This is a genomic window from Mucilaginibacter sp. UR6-1, assembly GCF_020880975.1.
In the GTDB taxonomy this organism is placed as follows: Bacteria; Bacteroidota; Bacteroidia; order Sphingobacteriales; family Sphingobacteriaceae; genus Mucilaginibacter.
The window spans coordinates 247146-264764 of sequence record NZ_JAJIWP010000005.1; the positions used below are offsets into that span (position 1 = coordinate 247146).

Annotated in this window: 16 protein-coding genes; 9 read left to right on the top strand and 7 right to left on the bottom strand. The window is 44.2% G+C overall.

Annotated features, from left to right (window positions below; genetic code table 11):
• The first annotated feature begins 25 nt into the window (after nucleotides 1-25).
• Nucleotides 26-445, top strand: a complete 420-nt coding sequence (locus LJ707_RS17910; protein ID WP_228953585.1) for a DUF4440 domain-containing protein — start codon at nucleotides 26-28, stop codon at nucleotides 443-445.
• Nucleotides 446-449: 4 nt separating this feature from the next.
• Nucleotides 450-719 (top strand): hypothetical protein, encoded by a 270-nt coding sequence (locus LJ707_RS17915; RefSeq protein ID WP_228953587.1) that lies wholly within the window; start codon nucleotides 450-452, stop codon nucleotides 717-719.
• A gap of 6 nt (nucleotides 720-725) precedes the next feature.
• Here the strand turns inward: LJ707_RS17915 and LJ707_RS17920 are convergent, their stop codons facing one another.
• From LJ707_RS17920 to hemW, 4 genes are all read right to left on the bottom strand, one after another.
• Nucleotides 726-1607, bottom strand: coding sequence for a cupin-like domain-containing protein (locus LJ707_RS17920; protein ID WP_228953589.1), 882 nt, complete (start codon nucleotides 1605-1607; stop codon nucleotides 726-728).
• A gap of 137 nt (nucleotides 1608-1744) precedes the next feature.
• A complete protein-coding gene (locus LJ707_RS17925; RefSeq protein ID WP_228953591.1) occupies nucleotides 1745-2626 on the bottom strand; it encodes a cupin-like domain-containing protein in 882 nt (293 codons plus the stop codon).
• A gap of 133 nt (nucleotides 2627-2759) precedes the next feature.
• Nucleotides 2760-3299, bottom strand: a complete 540-nt coding sequence (locus LJ707_RS17930; protein WP_228953593.1) for a fasciclin domain-containing protein — start codon at nucleotides 3297-3299, stop codon at nucleotides 2760-2762.
• A gap of 122 nt (nucleotides 3300-3421) precedes the next feature.
• Nucleotides 3422-4543: a radical SAM family heme chaperone HemW gene (gene hemW / locus LJ707_RS17935; RefSeq protein ID WP_228953689.1), complete on the bottom strand. Its 1122-nt coding sequence runs from the start codon at nucleotides 4541-4543 to the stop codon at nucleotides 3422-3424.
• 91 nt (nucleotides 4544-4634) lie between these two features.
• Here hemW and LJ707_RS17940 point away from each other — a divergent pair, with 91 nt between their 5' ends.
• The 6 genes from LJ707_RS17940 (at nucleotide 4635) to gldN (ending at nucleotide 11352) form a co-directional block, all read left to right on the top strand.
• Nucleotides 4635-5612: a DUF4271 domain-containing protein gene (locus LJ707_RS17940; protein ID WP_228953595.1), complete on the top strand. Its 978-nt coding sequence runs from the start codon at nucleotides 4635-4637 to the stop codon at nucleotides 5610-5612.
• A gap of 25 nt (nucleotides 5613-5637) precedes the next feature.
• A complete protein-coding gene (locus tag LJ707_RS17945; RefSeq protein WP_228953597.1) occupies nucleotides 5638-6402 on the top strand; it encodes a uroporphyrinogen-III synthase in 765 nt (254 codons plus the stop codon).
• Nucleotides 6403-6639: 237 nt separating this feature from the next.
• On the top strand, nucleotides 6640-7956 hold the full coding sequence (locus LJ707_RS17950) for an SUMF1/EgtB/PvdO family nonheme iron enzyme (protein WP_228953599.1): 1317 nt from the start codon (nucleotides 6640-6642) through the stop codon (nucleotides 7954-7956).
• 84 nt (nucleotides 7957-8040) lie between these two features.
• Complete coding sequence (gene gldL / locus LJ707_RS17955) at nucleotides 8041-8847, top strand: gliding motility protein GldL (RefSeq protein ID WP_228953602.1); 807 nt, start codon at nucleotides 8041-8043, stop codon at nucleotides 8845-8847.
• A 51-nt stretch (nucleotides 8848-8898) separates the two neighbouring features.
• The gene (gene gldM, locus LJ707_RS17960) at nucleotides 8899-10434 is read left to right on the top strand and encodes a gliding motility protein GldM (protein WP_228953604.1); all 1536 of its coding nucleotides are present in this window, start codon (nucleotides 8899-8901) and stop codon (nucleotides 10432-10434) included.
• Between the two features lie 12 nt (nucleotides 10435-10446).
• Nucleotides 10447-11352, top strand: coding sequence for a gliding motility protein GldN (gene gldN, locus LJ707_RS17965; protein ID WP_228953606.1), 906 nt, complete (start codon nucleotides 10447-10449; stop codon nucleotides 11350-11352).
• A gap of 72 nt (nucleotides 11353-11424) precedes the next feature.
• On the opposite strand, the gene LJ707_RS17970 is transcribed toward gldN, so the two are convergent.
• From LJ707_RS17970 to LJ707_RS17980, 3 genes are read right to left on the bottom strand one after another with little or no spacing between them, the layout of a single operon-like run.
• Nucleotides 11425-12114 carry a response regulator transcription factor gene (locus LJ707_RS17970; protein WP_228953607.1) on the bottom strand — a complete coding sequence of 230 codons (690 nt, stop codon included), beginning with the start codon at nucleotides 12112-12114 and terminating at the stop codon, nucleotides 11425-11427.
• Between the two features lie 3 nt (nucleotides 12115-12117).
• Nucleotides 12118-13755, bottom strand: a complete 1638-nt coding sequence (locus LJ707_RS17975) for a sensor histidine kinase KdpD (RefSeq protein ID WP_228953608.1) — start codon at nucleotides 13753-13755, stop codon at nucleotides 12118-12120.
• Nucleotides 13756-13763: 8 nt separating this feature from the next.
• The gene (locus LJ707_RS17980; protein ID WP_228953609.1) at nucleotides 13764-15662 is read right to left on the bottom strand and encodes a S9 family peptidase; all 1899 of its coding nucleotides are present in this window, start codon (nucleotides 15660-15662) and stop codon (nucleotides 13764-13766) included.
• Between the two features lie 109 nt (nucleotides 15663-15771).
• On the opposite strand from LJ707_RS17980, the gene LJ707_RS17985 reads away from it, so the two are divergent.
• Nucleotides 15772-17604: a tetratricopeptide repeat protein gene (locus LJ707_RS17985; protein WP_228953610.1), complete on the top strand. Its 1833-nt coding sequence runs from the start codon at nucleotides 15772-15774 to the stop codon at nucleotides 17602-17604.
• The last annotated feature ends 15 nt before the right edge of the window (nucleotides 17605-17619 follow it).

Below are 17619 nucleotides of genomic sequence, written 5' to 3' on the forward strand. Positions count from 1 at the left end.
TGAATTAATTGTTTTATTTTAGGGTATGAAACATTTTTTGACCCTATTTATACTCCTTATAAGTGTAATTGTTACACAGGCACAGCCAAAACAAGCCATATTAAAGGTGCTTGACAAGCAGCGCGAGGCCTGGAACAATGGCGATATTGACACCTTTATGCAAACTTACTGGAAATCAGACTCATTAACCTTTGTAGGCAAAAGCGGCCCCACATACGGCTGGCAAAATACGCTGGATAATTACAAACGCGGCTATCCTGACAAGGCAGCCATGGGCTTCCTGACCTTTAAAATACTAAAAGTTAACCTGATAGACAAAACCAATGCCTTTGTTTTAGGCGGCTGGAACCTGAAACGCGAGAAGGACGCGCCCGGCGGATATTTTACATTATGGTTCCGGAAAATAAAGGGTGAGTGGCTGATCGTATGCGATCATTCATCATAACATCATGGGGCAGTTTTTATTCGAATTCATTTTCTATTTTCTACTTCGTGATGTGTTAATTGGCAGCGTGCGCTTTACCGGGGTATGTGTGCTTTATTTTTGGGGTGCATTAAGGCAACTATTTAAGCCCGGTAAAAAATTATACTCCATAAAAGAATTATGGAGTGCCGACTTCAATAAAAAAGACCCGGTTATGATGAGCGCTGAAAAATCAGGACAGATCATAACCGGGCTATGTTTTATAGGCGTTTGCCTTTCAATTATCCTATATTGAGCCTTATTAAAGCGGCAAGCCATCAGCAAGTGCACGCTCGGCACGTTTAATGGCTACACCTTCGCGGTATTTGGCATATTTTTCTTTAAAGGCCATTTTTAAAACACTGTCCAGTCCGCCCTTTACAGCAAGGTTGTACACACTGGCAGCCTTCCGGCTTATTGAGGCATCCCAGGCGCGCAGGCTTAGTGAGAATGATCCGTCCAGGTACTTCATCCAATGCCAGTAACCGGTTGGCATAAACAGCGTATCGCCATGCTCCAGGAAAACCTCCTGCCCTTCAACGCCATCCAAAGCCGGGAATTTTGCAATATCCGGGTTAGCTACATCATAATCCTCTAAGGCATAGGTAGCATTGGGTAAACAATACAAACGCTCTTTCCACTTATTCTCAAACAGTATTACATGTTTGCGGCCGCCAAAATGGGTATGGAAAATGTGCGGCAAGTCAATATCATAATGCAAAAAGGTAACCGAATTAGAGCCACCGAAGAACATGGCCGGCATGCTTTCAATAAAACCACCCATAAGGTCCTTTGGTAATACAATATCATCCAGCAGTTGCGGGGCGTGCTTAAAAATGTTAAAAAAGAAGATACGCAGTTCGGTTGGCTGCGATTTGATCAGATCGATATACTCGTTAAAGGGCATTACTGCTGCCGAAGTATTGATCGGTTTGGCCGGATCGGCCTTGGAGTTATCGTAAAGCGGCACCGTTTTGCTGCCTACAATCTCCTTCATGTATTCGGCTGTCCATTTTTCGCGGGCGGGCCAGCTTTTTGTTAAGCCTTTTATTACCAGCGGACGGCGGGCATCAAGATAATTCTTTTTAAAATCGGCGGCAGAAATATGCTCCACCGTATCTACACCTGAAAGTTTGAATCCCATACAAAAAACCGGATAAAATGTTTTGCCCGGATCGTATAAAATTAGTCTATTTATATTATCAAATGGTTAATTCCGAAAAAATAAAGGGGATATCACCTTTAAATGACACCCCCATTACAACAATTTTGTTTAAAAAATTAAACAGGCTTACCATTAGCTAACGCTTTATTAGCCCGTTTTACAGCCATATCTTCCTTCCAGTCCATATAGCGTTTTTTAAAGCGGCCTTTCATAAAATCATCAAACTTGCGCTGTATGGTTAAATTGTATAAGCTATGCGCCTTAATAGCCCATGATTTATCCCAGGCACGCAGCGATATGGAGAACGAACCATCAAGGTACTTCATCCAATGCCAGAAACCGGTAGGCATAAACAGGGTTTCGCCGTGTTCCAGTATGGTTTCCTGCCCCTCAATACCATCCAGCGCCGGGAATTTCTTAAAGTCGGGATTTGAAATATCGTAATCTTCAAGCGCGTAGGTAGCAAATGGCATACAGTATAAACGCTCGCTCCACTTTTGCTCAAACAGCATTATATGCTTGCGCCCATGAAAATGGGTATGAAAAATATGCGCCAGGTCAATATCGTAATGCAAAAAGGTGATTGAGCCCGCGCCGCCAAAAAACATATTAGGGTATTTATCCAGAAAGCCACCCATCAGGTCAGACGGTGAACGGTAATCATCCAGCAGTTTCGGCGCGTATTTTATCGGGTCGAACAAAAAGATACGCAGGTCAGTAGGTTGTTTTTGTATCAGGTCAATATAATCGGCAAATTTCATTTCAGCCGCCGAAGCATTGATGGGTGCCGACGGATCAGCCTTCGAGCTATCATAAAGCGGCACCGTTTTGTCGCCTACAACTTCTTTTAAATAATCAAACGTCCACTTTTGCAAGGCAGGCCATGTTTGGGTTGCGTTACGAATAACTAATGGTTTACGAGGTATTAAATAGTTGTTAATAAAATCCTGTTTAGTAATACTATCAACCTTATCAATTTGGGTTAGTATAATGCCCATGTTCACAAATAATTAACAAACAAATTTAATTAATTTACATACAACACATATTTATGAAGGTAGTTTTTGACGTATGCACAACAAAAAGGGCCGGCAAAAATGCCGACCCTTAACAACGTTTATATTTGGTTAGTTAAGGCATTAAAACAGTGTTCACTACGTGGATAACGCCATTGCTTTGGTTAACATCAGCAATAGTTACCCATGATTTTCCTCCTTTTGCGTCAACCAGGTAAACTTTACCGGCTTCAACTTTAACAGTAAGCTTTTCGCCCTGAACGGTTGTTAAAGTTGGGTTGGCTGATTTTGCTTTGGCCATTAAATCCTTAGCGCTCATTTTACCGGCAACTACGTGATATGTTAATATTTTGGTAAGCGTGGCTTTGTTTTCGGGCTTAACCAGGTTATCAACAGTACCGGCAGGCAGTTTGTTAAATGCCTCGTTAGTTGGGGCAAATACGGTGAAAGGGCCTTTACCTTTTAAAGTTTCAACCAAACCTGCGGCTTTAACAGCGGCAACAAGCGTGGTATGGTCTTTAGAGTTAACGGCATTATCTACAATATCCTTGGTTGGGTACATGGCCGCACCGCCAACCATTTTGGTTTGAGCGTAAGCTTTAGGCGTAATTGCAATAGCTGCTAATGCAAACGCCGCGATTAATAATTTTTTCATTTTAATAGATGTTATTTATCAATGTACGCCCACTTGTACTACTATGGATTGCGGGCAATGCAAAAACAACATCAATAAGCTGAAAATCAATTACTTATTACAACTCCAAAACAGAGTAACGATTAAAAGAATAACTCTGAAGCGACATGATCGGCATACAGCTTTCCTGCCGGGGTAAGGTACAGGGTCTGCTCCTTTTGTTTGAGCCATTCCTTATCAAAAAACTCGCCTGTGCGGGTAAGCAATTCATCGGCAGCCCCTGCGGCAATCAGGTTTAGCTTGCCCATATCAAGCCCCCACATTGTGCGCAGCGCGGTCATGATGTACTCGTTCAGCCGGTCCTTTTCTGTAAGCACTTCGGTTTCGGCAGGTATGCTACCCAATTCCAGCGATTGTATGTATTTAGCGTTATTGGCCACATTCCATTGCCTTGCTTCGCCGTTAAATGAGTGCGCCGATGGGCCAATACCCAGATACTTAACCCCCAGCCAGTAATTTGAGTTATGGCGCGAGTAATGCATGGGCTTGCAAAAGTTTGATATTTCGTACTGTTCAAAGCCCTGCTTTTCCATGGCATCTATCAGGTAGGTGAACTGGGCGGCGCTTTGCTGCTCGTTCATGGGGGGCTGTTTTTTGTTGCTGATAAAAGATGCCAAAGTGGTTTGAGGCTCCACCGTCATGGAATAGGCTGATACATGCGGAACATTCAGCCCGAAAACCTTTTCGATGTTTTGCTTCCACTTTGTATCGGTAAGTAAAGGATAACCATAAATCAGGTCGACCGTGATGTTTTCAAACCCGGCATCCTGCGCCCGCATTACCGATGCTTCGGCCTCCCGGGCCTCGTGGGCACGGTTCATCCAGCGCAGGTCATCATCAAAAAAGGATTGTATACCGATACTGAAACGGTTAACAGGAGTGTGCCTTAACTCACTTATTTTAGTTCTGTCCAGATCATCCGGATTGGCTTCGAGTGTAATCTCAGCATCTGAGGATACAGTATGCAGGCGTGTAACGGCATCAAGCAACTTATTAAGTTCGGCATCGCTAAGCAGCGATGGCGTGCCACCGCCAAAATAAATGGTTTCAACGGTTTCGCCCGCTAAATAACTCTTTTGCAGTTCCAACTCGTTAAGCATGGCCTGCAAAAGCTCATCCTTATATTTTAGCGAGGTACTGAAATGAAAATCGCAGTAATAACACGCTTTTTTACAAAAAGGTATATGTAGATAAATTCCGGCCATTGAATTTGCAAAAGTACCGATTGGCAGGCAAATAAAAGTTAATTCACCGTCATTAACATTTAGCCCGCTAAACGCTACCTTTGTGCCAGTTTTGATACGATCACTCGCCATATTATTTTTTTTAACCACGCTATGCGGTACCGCTTTCGCGCAAACCGACAGTACCGAAACTGAGCTGATACCCGAAGCTGATACCGGTTATTACGAAGCTCCGCGCCAGATGCACATGCTCGACTCGGTAGCCATGGCGGCAAAGGTGCAGGAGCAGGCCGTGTCAGACTCACTGGCCATGCTCTACATCAAAACACCCGACCCTGAGCGCCGCAACCAGTTTGTTGAACAAATGCTGGATAAGTACCTTTACAAAGGCTACGGTTTTTGGGATATTAAGCCGGCATCAAAAGCAACGGCGGGCACGGGCATTGGCCGTGCTGTACGTGCACGCTGGGTAATTGGCGTTGTAGTGGCACTGTTATTATATACGGGTTTGCTGCGGCTTACCATTGGCCGCGATGTGGATACCATATTAAGATCGGCATTTAAAGTGCAGCTATTTTCACAAAACGATGAAGGCACCCCCATCAGTTTCTGGACGTTTACGGGCCTGCTTATATTGCTGGGTTTTACGTTTGGCCTTTTTTTATACCAGCTATCGGTACACTACCAGGTTTATTACCAGTTGGCAGGTATGGCCTTGTACTTTTCATTATCAATGGCGGTATTATTACTGTTTGCCTTTAAAATAATCCTGCTTAAGTTTTTGGGTTGGGTTTTTGCTATAAAAGAGGTGGTTGAACGCTACATCACTATTTTATGCCTTACTTACTTTACGGTTGCCATTTTATTTTTACCGATAGTGGTTAGTTTAACTTTAATTAATCCGCAGTTAACACAATTAGTATTATTAATGGCGTTGGTTATTGCCGGCGTAATTTTAATTTGGTTGTACCTTCGTAACAGCGTAATTATTATTTCAAGCTTTAAGTTTCCAAAATTTTATTTATTTATCTATCTTTGTGCCCTCGAAATTTGCCCTATTTTAATTTTGATAAAGGCACTTAATATATAGTATAATTAGTTAGTTATTACGGAGATTGACTTTGGAAGACAGAAAAAAAAGGGTTAAAAGCATTTTGGTGACCTTGCCAAAACCCGAAAATGATAAAAATCCATACGCCGAGCTGGCTAAAAAACTCAATCTGAAAATTGATTTCAGATCGTTCATCCACGTTGAGGGCGTACCGGCTAAGGATTTTCGTAAAGAGAAAATAAACCTGGCTGATTTTACCGCGGTGATTTTTACCAGCCGTAACTCGGCCGATCACTTTTTTCGTATTTGCGAGGAGATGCGCTTTGAGGTACCTGTTGATATGAAGTACTTCTGCCTGTCTGAAACCATTGCGCTTTACCTGCAAAAATATATTCAGTATCGTAAACGCAAGATATTTTTTGGCAAGCAAACCGCTTCTGACCTGGCTGAGGTATTGAAAAAGCATTCGGGCGAAAAGTTTCTGTACCCATGCTCGGACGTAGCTGCCGAAGAAACACAGAAATTTTTGCTGGAAAATGGCTACAACTTTACACCCGCGGTATTATTCCGTACCGTATGCAGTGACCTGTCTGACCTGGCCGAGGTATTTTACGATGTGATCGCCTTTTTCAGCCCGTCAAGCATCCAATCGCTGTATAAAAACTTTCCTGATTTTAAGCAAAACAATACCCGCATAGCCGCTTTTGGCGCTACTACCCACAAAGCAGTGCTCGATGCGGGCCTTATTTTAGATATACCGGCACCATCACCGGCAGCCCCGTCCATGACGATGGCTATTGAGCAATACTGTAAGCAGGTTAATAAATAACGGTTATATAACTGTTATTTATTAACTTTTTTGCAACCCTTTCCTCTTTTTTTACGTTAACATCGTACTTGCATATATCAATTTGTAACGGTATGATTTATAGTGTTATACACAAAATACTATAATTAACCCGCTGATTTTGATGCTTGTACTATTTTTTTGACTTTTTGTTTAAAAAAGTTAAAACTATATATTCGGGCGTTTGTAAAGTGTATGATACAGACAGGATATTACCACATGAGAAAAATATACTCTTTTTTACTTATAGCCGGAGCCCTTTTAACTGCCTGTAAAAGCAGCGACAGAGGGGAGCTTACCGGTGTGCCGCAACGATCGTTCCGCTCAGAGGTACCCTATAATATGGTGTACATTCCGGGAGGCTCATTTTTGATGGGCCAAACAGATCAGGATGTTACTTTCGCGCAGATATCCCAAACAAAACAGGTGACCGTATCACCTTTTTTTATGGATCAAACCGAGATCTCAAACACACAATATAAACAGTATGTAAACTGGGTGCGCGATTCAATAGCCATCACCAACTATTTAAATGACCCTAAGTATTACATACAGCCCCGCGGTGGCAACGCTAATGCAAACGCCAATGCCGGCGGCCGTAAATTCATTAATTGGGATTACGTAAAAAAGAACCCTATCTGGAATTTCAGGGGTAACAATGCTGGCAATGCCGCTAAGCTTGATGGCATGTACTACCAGGGTGACGACCGCGTTTTTGACCGCAATGAGGTTGATGTACGCCTGTTAAAATACAACTACTCTATTATGGTACTGCGCGATGCCGCCAACCATAAAAATGATAAAAATGCCAAACGCTCTGATTTCATCTTTCGCGATACGGTGAATGTTTACCCGGATACGCTGGTGTGGCTGAGTGATTTTTCGTACGCTGCAAACGAGCCGATGGTTGAGGGTTATTTTTCGCACCCGGCTTTCCGTAACTACCCTGTAGTGGGTGTTACCTGGCGCCAGGCCCGTGCATTTACCGTATGGCGCACCCGTTATAACGATGCTTATAAAGATTCGCGCCGTTTACCGCACCGCCTGCCATACAGCCTGCCTACCGAAGCTGAGTTTGAATATGCCGCACGCGGCGGCCGTATAGGTACTGATTACCCATGGGGTGGCCCCTATGTTAAAAATGCCAAAGGCTGTTTAATGGCTAACTTTAAGCCCGGCCGCGGTAATTATACTGATGATGGCGGTGCATATACCGTTAACGTGCGTTCCTATTTTCCGAATGATTACGGACTATACAATATGGCCGGTAACGTAGCCGAGTGGACAGCATCAGCTTATGATCCATCGGCCTCAACCTTTGTGCATGATATGGCCCCAACCTTTAATTATGAAGCTAAGGCCTCTGACCCTGAAGTGCTGAAACGTAAAGTAGTTCGCGGCGGATCATGGAAAGATGTGGGTTACTTCCTGCAAAACTCAACCCGCAGTTACGAGTACCAGGATACTGCAAAATCGTACATCGGTTTTCGTTGTGTAAGCCACTTTGTTGGCCGCGACATACGCGACAAGCGATAATTTAACTTAAAGCCAACCTTATCATTGTTGCATTGTATTGTATTTTGATAAAAATAATAAAAACCCTCACACTAACATCAACTTATGGCTCTGAAGAAAAAACCATTCGGCATTGATAACATCATTTCAATTGGTGCAACCGTTGTAATTATAGGCTTGTTATTTAAAATTCAGCACTGGCCATATGCCAGTACATTTATTACGCTGGGTTTGGGTACCGAGGCCGTATTATTCCTGATACTTGGCCTTCAGCGTGACACGCAGGAGGTTGACTGGACACGCGCCTACCCCGAACTTAATGAGGATTTTAAAGGCGACCTGCCTGTTGCTACGGCACGCGTTGCCGCTCCGGCCCCTACAGGCTTTTCAAACACCGCCGCGCTTGATAAAATGCTAAGCGATGCCAAGATAGGCCCTGAACTGATAGGCAGCCTGGGTGATAACCTGAGAACATTTGGCGATAAGGTTGCAGCCATATCAACCGTAGGTGATGCTGGTACCGCCACCAACGAGTATATTACCAAATTAAAAACAGCTACCGCCAGCTACGATAAGCTTAGCGCATCGTTTGAAAAAGCATCGGCCAACCTGGCTGAGATGGCTAACTCTAATATCGACTCAAAAGCATACCACGATCAGGTAAACAACCTGGCCAAAAACCTGGGTGCATTAAACGCCGTTTACGAGCTGGAGCTACAGGATTCAACTGCTCATTTAAAATCAATGAACACGTTTTATCACAACCTGTCGCTTACCATGCAAAACTTCAATGAGTCTATTGACGATTCAAAGAACTTTAAGGAAGAAGTGGGCCGCTTAGCTAAAAACCTGGCATCGCTTAACGCGGTATACGGTAATATGCTTACCGCCATGAGCCAGCCACGCGTTTAATTTGAGTAAGTAACAGAGTTCAACATCAACCCAATATAACGAAACAAACACATGGCCGGAGGCAAACAAACCCCCAGACAACGAATGATAGGCATTCTGTACCTGGTACTTTTGGGACTTATTGCCCTGAACGTGCCCGACAGTTTACTGGATGCCTTTAAAAATATAACCGACAGCTTAGATCACTCGCGCGAGAATGTTACCACCAGTATTGGCAACACCTACAGCGCATTTGAACAAACCAAATTAAAAGAGCAGCCGGAGCGCGCTAAACCGGTGTATGACAAGGCTAAGCAAGCCAGTAAAATAGCCGATGAACTGAATAAATATGTTGGGGCCTTAAAAGCTAAACTGATTGAAGCCGGTGGTGGCATTAATAAGGAAACAGGCGACGTTGACGCCCGCGATAACCTTGACATTTCGCCCCGCATCATGATCAATGAAAAAAATGCCGAGGGGCTGCAAAAAAAGGTTGAAGAAACCCGTGCCAAGCTTTTGGCTTTACTGGATGAAAAAGATCGCCAGGGTATCAACTTCGCATTAGATGCAAGCGCGCCAAAAACAAAATCAGGCAATAAACAAAAAGATTGGGGCGAGGCTTATTTTGGTGATGGTATTCCGTTAGGCGCATCATTAACCACTTTAGCTAAAATTCAGGCAGATGCTAAAAACGCCGAGAACGAAGTTGTAAAAAAACTATTAGGCAAGGTAGATCAGGCAGTAGTAAATCTTGACAAATTCGCAGCGGTTGCCGTTGCGCCTTCAAGCTATGTAGTAGCAGGTCAGCCATACACTGCCGAAATCTTTCTTACTGCGTATGATTCAAAAAGCAACCCAACCATTACTGTTAACGGCTCAAATGTACAAGTATCTGAAGGTCGTGGTAAATACACGGTAAATACCAGCAAAGAAGGTTTCTTTAAATATTCAGGTACCATTAAAGTAGTTGGTACCGACGGGCAGGTAAAAACCTACCAGTTGCCAATGCAGGAGTACCAGGTAGCCAAACCATCGGCAGTAGTATCGCCTGATAAAATGAACGTATTATACATTGGTGTACCTAACCCTATCTCGGTATCAGCACCGGGTGTACCGCTCGAAAAACTGCGTGTGAGCATGACAGGCGGCTCGGTAAAAGGTAGCGGCGGTAAATACACAGCCAATGTAAGCTCAATAGGTACGGCAAAAGTTACCGTATCCGGCGAAGTTGCACCGGGTAAAACACAGGTTTTAGGTGTAACCGAATTCCGTGTAAAACGTATACCTGACCCTAAGGCCATGTTTGCCGGTAAAAGCGGTGGCAGCACCAGCGCGGCTAACATCCGCGGACAGGACAGGCTGTTTGCCCGTTTAGAGAACTTTGAATTTGATGCCAAGTTTAATGTTACCCGTTTCAGCCTGCTGCTGGCCAAGCCACGCCAGGATGTAATAAAGGTTACCTCAACCGGTGGCAGCGTTAGCCCGCAGATGCGTGCTGCCCTGAATACGGTAACTCCGGGAACAAAGGTTATATTTACCGATATCATTGCCGTTGGCCCTGATGGTTCACAACGCGGTTTGGATGATATTGTAATATCTGCGAATTAACAGACAGAGAGAATGAAGAGATTGTTGATCATAGCATTGGGTTTGGCTTGCACGGCTTCGTTCGCGCAAACTACGCCTCCGGCAGGTAACACTACTACCGGTGCCAATGCCGCGCATACTGCTGACAGCCTTGCACAAGGTTATGAACGCCCCCTGGATGGCTATTACACCAAATCGAGCTTTGAGGCGGGTAAGGTAACACCCTACCCTGCTTTACGCCAGGCCGATGTGATATTTGCCAAACGTGTATGGCGCGAGATTGATGTGCGCGAAAAGATGAACCAGTACCTGGCTTCGCCAAAATCAAGGCTGATAGATGTATTGATGGCCGCTATTGATGCAGGTGAACTTACTGCCTATGATCCATCACCAAACCCTGCTAAGAACGACCCAAGCGGCGATGCCTTTTCAACTCCGCTAACCGGCGGACAGGCTAAAGCCCGTATGGCTGATAGTGCCGTGGTTGACCAGTTTGACGCCGATGGCAACAAAATAGGCTCAAAGATACAGGCAGGTGAATTTAATCCTGATAGCGTGGTTAAATTCCGTATTAAGGAGGATTGGGTGTTTGATAAACAACGCTCGGTATTTGAGCCGCGCATTATTGGTATAGCCCCGCTGATCAAATTCCAGGTTGAAGGTTTGGATATGGATTACCAACCGGCATTTTGGGTATATTTCCCTGAAGCGCGCCAGGTTTTGGCAACAAAAGAAGCCGTTAGCCGTAATAATGATGCAACGGGTTTAAGCTTTGATGATGTTTTTTTGAAAAGGCTTTTCAGCAGTTATATTGTTAAGGTATCAAACGATAAGGACGAGCGTATTAAAGATTATGCCCAGGGTATTGACAGGCTTTACGAATCCGAGCGAATTAAAAAGTCGCTTATGGATTGGGAGCTGACCCTTTGGGAGTATTAAGAGCTACTAACCATCCAGCTATATATGTTAAGTTTAAGGCCCGGCGATGTTCATCGCCGGGCCTTTATTTTTTTAGTCGTGTGAGAATTTGTAGCCTATGCCCCTTACCGTTTGTAAAAACTGCGGCGAATCAGGATTATCCTCTATTTTTTTACGCAGGCGTACAATATGCATATCCAGCGTACGTGTATTAACATCGGCATTGTAGCCCCACACTTCCATCATCAGCTCCTCCCGGTTTATTACCTTGTTCTTATTTTTCAGGAAGTAAAGCAATATACGGTTCTCTAAAATGGTCAGCTCCACCTTGCGGCCATCCTTTATCAGCAGGTGCGTATTGGGGTGATGCTCCATCCCTGCAAAGCGGTATGATTCGGCCTTATCACTGTTTAGCGAGAATTTGATTTTGTTATCGATCATCGCTATCAGCACGTCCATATTAAATGGCTTGGTAATATAATCGGATACGCCAAAGTTGTAGGCCTCTATCTTATCTACATCCTGTGCCTTGGCCGTCATCATGATCACCAGCTTATCAAAACCCTTTTCGCGTATGCTGCTGCACACGTCTGATCCCTGTTTGCCTGGCAGCATCCAGTCCAGCAATACAATATCGGGCTGCTCATCAATTATCAGTTGCTCGGCATCCTCGCCGTTACCTGCTTCCAGCACTTTATATCCTTCTGACTCGAGGCGCTCAGCAACCAGGAAACGCAGGTTTTCATCATCCTCTATCAGTGCTATTTTAATTTCCTTACTCATTTATTATGTTTGATATGGGAGTATAACAATAAATTCCGACCCTTGGTTTACTTTGCTTTTAATGAGGATGTCGCCATCCATAAAATTAACCAGTTCTTTACAAAAAGCCAAGCCGAGGCCAACGCTGCCGTTTTGGTTATATTGGTTCTCGAGGCGGTAAAATTTCTTAAATATATTACTTAATTCCGTTTTGGGTACACCTATACCCTGATCGGCGAATGAAAAGTGTATATTCTTTTTTTCGCGCCATATTTTAATATCCAGTACCTTTTTTTGCGGATGCGAATATTTGTACGCGTTCTCCATCAAATTCTGAAAAACACTGCCCAGCATCACGGGGTCGGCCTGAAAATAGTTCACCCCTTCCTCAATATCCAAGCTTATCTGAAAATCATGATATTTTATGCTGAAGGTTTCAATATAACGCTTTATAAAGCTTTCAATATCAATACCCTCTTTTTTGGTGGCGATTGAGCGGTTTTCAAGTTGCGTGAATGACAGCAGCCTGTTCATCAGTTCGTTTAGCTTATCGGCTTCTTCATCCAGTATCCGGCCATAATGTTTTAGCTGCCGCTCACTCATGGGGTTCTCGCCCCGCAGGTTCGATCCGGCTATTTTAATTACGCTTACAGGCGTTTTAAACTCGTGTGTAAAATTGTTTATAAAATCGTACTGCAGCTTAAACAGCTTGAGGTTCACGTTAAGGTTACGGTATATAAGCCAGGCCGTAAGCAACAAAAAGAAATAAATAAGCAGCGCTATACCCCCGATAGGCATAAAGCGGCGATTGATCTCATTGGTGAGATGCCCCCTGTCTGACACGAAATAGAGCTTATAGTTTGAAAATGCCCCCGGCAGCGCCACCTCTGTAATGATCTTACTTTGCTCAATATACAATGGATCATACACCACGGGTTCAACCGTTATTTTTTGATAAAGCTCGCGGTGCGGGTTTTTTACCCTGATATAGCGCGGATCAAGCAAAAAGGTCATCATGTTTTGCTTAAAGAATAGTTGCTGACTACTCTTTTGCATTTCCTTATACATTTTAATATCCTGCCTTCGGGGTACGTTAAGGTAGGAGATCTTATCGGGCTTAACGTCATAAAACGTGCGGAATACTTCATTTTGCGATGGTACGGTCAACGTATCGGCCCGGTTAATAAACTCGTTCAGCCGGCCTGCCATTGCCCTGAAATCGGCCTCGTTTGATGGACTGTAGCGCTCAACACTGTTTACCGTTGGCCAGTTGGGCGTAAATTCATAAACCGATTGTACAAATATGCCCAACCTGTTACGGCGGGCGGGCCTTTTACCTATGCGTATATCATAAAAAATAACGCGGCGTACAAAGGCATAGTTGGTAAATACCGATGAAGCATAGGTGGCTGCCGAAGATGAATCTAAAAAGCCCTGATACGAGGTAACCTCGGGTATCTTATTCTGAAAAAAATCATTGTAGGGCGATATGGTTTGCTCCAGCACATCTATTTTTTTGGAGGCGAACTCATTCTCTACATACTTGCCCGTGAGGTTATAGGCGGTTATAAACGCTATAACCAGCAAAATGGTGATCAGTATCATGAAGATAATGATGAGCGAAAAATTTTTGCGGTACAGGTTGCGTTGTGCCTTAACCATAGTATGGTTTAGTTTTTACCGGATAAATTGGCTTCGAGGAATTTTTCCATTTCGGTATACATCAAAATACGGTTAGACTCGTTACGGAAAAAAGAGCGCTCATCGTTTTTAAGGATATAATTCACCGGCACCTTCTTTTTACGTAATTCAAGTACAAACTGGTTAAGTTCGGTAATGTTTGACCGGATATCTTTACCACCCTGCAATATCATTAAAGGTACCTTAATTTTATCAGCATGAAAAACAGGCGATATTGCCCGCAGGTGTTCAGCATCGGTTTCGGGGTTGCCCACCATTTCGTAAGTCATTTTTAAGTACGGCTTAAAAAACGGCGGGGCATCCTTTATAAAAGTAAAAAAGTTGATCAACCCGTTTTGCACTATGGCGCAGCGGTACATATCCGGATGGAAGGAAACACCATACAGTGCCGAAAAACCGCCAAAACCGCTGCCATATATGGCAATACGTTTAGGATCGGCTATTTTTTGTTCTATCAGCCAATTCACGCCGTCGGTAATATCCTGCTGTATTTTACCGCCTACCTGCTTAAAACCGGCGTTGCGAAAAGCTTTACCATACCCTGCTGAACCACGAAAGTTCATTTGCAGTACGGCATAACCACGATTTGCCAAAAACTGCACCTCGGAGTTATAACCCCAGGTACTGCGCGCCCATGGGCCGCCATGCGGCATTACCACCACAGGCAAATTCTTACCATTGCTGCCCTGCGGTAGGGTTAGGTAACCATTGATAACCAAACCATCGCTGGCCTTATAGCTTATCGGCTTCATGTCCGACAGTTGCGCAGGCTCAATGGTCGAATTCATTTCACCAATGCGGGTAAGCTTAGCAGTGGCGTTGTCATACAAATAGTACGATCCCGGGTCACGGTCAGAGTAGGTGTAAACTATAAATTTTTTCTCGGCACTGTCACGGTCAACAATGCGGGTTTCATTACCTTTAAAGTTAACGCTTATCTTATCGTAAAGGGCTTTTACGGTGTCGTTAAAAAAATGCTTCTGCGGTTTTGATTCTTCCCAGGCGGCAAAATCCATGCGGTGCTTCTCCTTAAAATACTCCACATACATAATATCCGCGCGATCCTCTTTATAAACCACCTCTATCTGCTTCCCGGTTTCGGCATTGATCTTCACCAGCGCCATCTTATCCTGAAACAGGTTTGACAGGGCATAAAAATTTTTACCGTTGCCTGTAAAAGCTATTGGCCTTATCGCATCCCTGAAATTACTTACTATCACCGGCTTAAACGGCGTTTGTTCATTCGGGCGGTATAGTATGGTTGTGTTCACCCCGTCAGACGCGCGAGCCAGCAGTATGCGACCGTCAACATCAGTTATCCAGTCGGTAATATCACCAGGGTTGGTAATATAAAGCTCGAGCGCGCCGGTGCGTATATTGAGATGATATACATCAAATATCCCTTCGTCGCGTTTGTTCAAGCTAACGGTAAGTATATTATGGTCGATCCTGCTGCGGCTAAGCAACCTGAATTTTACTTTGTATCCCGAAAAAAGCGCCCTTGTTTTAAACGTATTTACATCCAGCGCGAACATTTTGAGGCTGTCGCTGGCTACCATATCAATGCTATAAATTATCTGGTTATTAAACGTCCAGAAATAATCAGTAACAGGGCTGTCTTTAAACTCGGTAACCATGCGGCCCTTGCCGTCAGCCAGTGATTGAACGAACAGGTTTTGCTTACCCTTGTATGATTTTAAATAGGATATGTATTGGCCATCAGGCGATATACGGAAGAATGACTTTTCGGGCGTTTTAAAAAAATCGAGAATAGGGATTCTCTCCGGTGTTTTTTCACGACATGAAACCACTCCGGCAAGCATCAGCACACAAAATATTAAGCGCCAAAAACGCATCGTTACACTCATCAAGCCACGTTATAAAATGTTAAATTAATGTATTTTATACTTATCTCTTTAAAATGTCACCACAATTTTACCCGCGCAAACATAAATTGACGTGGCGCTGCGTTTAATGATGGAAAACGGTATTTTTGAAAGGATGGATAAGCTGCGCACCCTTATATATATTGCCCTGGCTATGCTTTGCAGCGGCCCGCTTTACGCCCAAAATAACGAGCTTAAGCTTGCCCAGCAATACAGCGCCAATGGCGAATTGCAAAAAGCGTCAGAGATCTATCAGAAACTTTATAAACAGGAGAACGAAGCTTACTACCCTTTTTATGTGAACAATCTTATCGCCCTGAAAATATTTGACGAGGCGGAGAACATCACTAAAAAGATGCTCAAAAAATATCCCGACGAAAGCGACTATCCTTTAAAGCTGGCTGTAATATATACCCAAAAAGGCGATACCGATAAAGCTAACGGCATTTATAATGACATGATAAGCAAGATGCCTGCCGAGCCCGGCGCGGTATCAATGCTGGGGATGCAGCTATACCAAAGCGGCAATATGGAATATGCCATAAAAACATTTAGGCAGGGCCGTAAGCTGCTTAACAATAACATCGCGTTTAGCCATGAGCTGATTACCCTGTACCGTTATAACCGTGATAAAGCAGCGCTTATTGATGAGTACATGAACTTTTTGCCGCAAAACCCCGGGTATACCAGCCAGGCTAAGAACACCCTGTCGGCATTATTTGAGGATGCAGATTATGATGTATTAAAGGCCGCCCTGTTTAAACGTATACAGAAAGACCCCGGCCAGGCCGCTTATATTGATTTGCTTACCTGGGTATTATTACAGCAAAAGGAGTATGACCAGGCTATTAACCAGGCCATTGCGCTTAACCGCCGCGGCGATACCGATGGCGAAAGCATTGTTGAACTTTGCCGCATACTGGTTGAAAACAAGGCTTATGACGAAGCCATACGCGGATATGACTATATAGTTGCCAAAGGGCAGAATGAGCGATGGTTTATTACCGCTAAAATTGAGCTTACCGATGCCAAAAGTCAAAAGATAACATCAGGCAGCTATACCCCGGCCGACCTGGCCAGTTTAGAGCAGGATTATAAGGATCTGCTTACGCAGTTCGGGCAATCGCCGGCCACCGTTTTCGCTATGAAAAGGCTGGCTAACCTGCAGGCTTTTAAGCTACACAAGTTAAATGAGGCGCAAAGGCTGTTACAACAGGCCATTGCCGTACCGGGTATCAACGCGCAAACATTGGCTACCTGCAAGCTTGACCTGGGTGATGTATATCTGCTTAACGGCAAACCGTGGGAAGCCACATTGCTATACAGCCAGGTTGAGAAGGACAAAACCGATAGCGAAACTGAGCAGGAAGCCAAATTGCGTAATGCTAAACTGGCCTACTATACCGGCGATCTGGACTATGCCAAAGGGCAGCTAAGCATCCTGAAAGCAGCTACCTCAAAGCTGATAGCCAATGATGCCCTTAACCTGCAACTACTGATAAGTGATTACCTGGCGAATGATAGCACCGGCGCTGCCCTTAAAATGTATGCTCGTGCGGATATGCACCTGTTTGCCAACCAACCTGAAAGGGCCATCCGCACCCTGGACAGCATTGATGTAAAATATCCGGGCAATTCATTGGGTGATGATATACTGATGGCCAGGGCCCGAATTATGATCGCCAAAAAGGATTACGCAGGTGCAAGCGCAAACCTTAAAACTATTGCTAATACCCATTCAACGAGCCTTTGGGCTGATGATGCCGTATTTATACTGGGCGACCTGTACGAGAATAACCTGAACAATAAGGAGCTGGCCAAAACTTATTATCAAAAAATAGTGACCGACTACCCCGGCAGTTTGTGGCTTAACGAGGCACGCAAACGTTTCAGGGTGTTGCGCGGCGATAGCCAGGGCACCTGATATTTTTATATTTTT

Coding starts and splice junctions, on each gene's coding strand:
- LJ707_RS17985 (WP_228953610.1), top strand. CDS start 15,772: ATGGAAAACGGTATTTTTGAAAGGATGGATAAGCTGCGCACCCTTATA.
- hemW (WP_228953689.1), bottom strand. CDS start 4,543: ATGGCCGGAATTTATCTACATATACCTTTTTGTAAAAAAGCGTGTTAT.
- LJ707_RS17925 (WP_228953591.1), bottom strand. CDS start 2,626: ATGGGCATTATACTAACCCAAATTGATAAGGTTGATAGTATTACTAAA.
- gldL (WP_228953602.1), top strand. CDS start 8,041: ATGGCTCTGAAGAAAAAACCATTCGGCATTGATAACATCATTTCAATT.
- LJ707_RS17915 (WP_228953587.1), top strand. CDS start 450: ATGGGGCAGTTTTTATTCGAATTCATTTTCTATTTTCTACTTCGTGAT.
- LJ707_RS17975 (WP_228953608.1), bottom strand. CDS start 13,755: ATGGTTAAGGCACAACGCAACCTGTACCGCAAAAATTTTTCGCTCATC.
- LJ707_RS17910 (WP_228953585.1), top strand. CDS start 26: ATGAAACATTTTTTGACCCTATTTATACTCCTTATAAGTGTAATTGTT.
- gldN (WP_228953606.1), top strand. CDS start 10,447: ATGAAGAGATTGTTGATCATAGCATTGGGTTTGGCTTGCACGGCTTCG.
- LJ707_RS17920 (WP_228953589.1), bottom strand. CDS start 1,607: ATGGGATTCAAACTTTCAGGTGTAGATACGGTGGAGCATATTTCTGCC.
- LJ707_RS17930 (WP_228953593.1), bottom strand. CDS start 3,299: ATGAAAAAATTATTAATCGCGGCGTTTGCATTAGCAGCTATTGCAATT.
- LJ707_RS17970 (WP_228953607.1), bottom strand. CDS start 12,114: ATGAGTAAGGAAATTAAAATAGCACTGATAGAGGATGATGAAAACCTG.
- LJ707_RS17980 (WP_228953609.1), bottom strand. CDS start 15,662: ATGAGTGTAACGATGCGTTTTTGGCGCTTAATATTTTGTGTGCTGATG.
- LJ707_RS17950 (WP_228953599.1), top strand. CDS start 6,640: ATGAGAAAAATATACTCTTTTTTACTTATAGCCGGAGCCCTTTTAACT.
- gldM (WP_228953604.1), top strand. CDS start 8,899: ATGGCCGGAGGCAAACAAACCCCCAGACAACGAATGATAGGCATTCTG.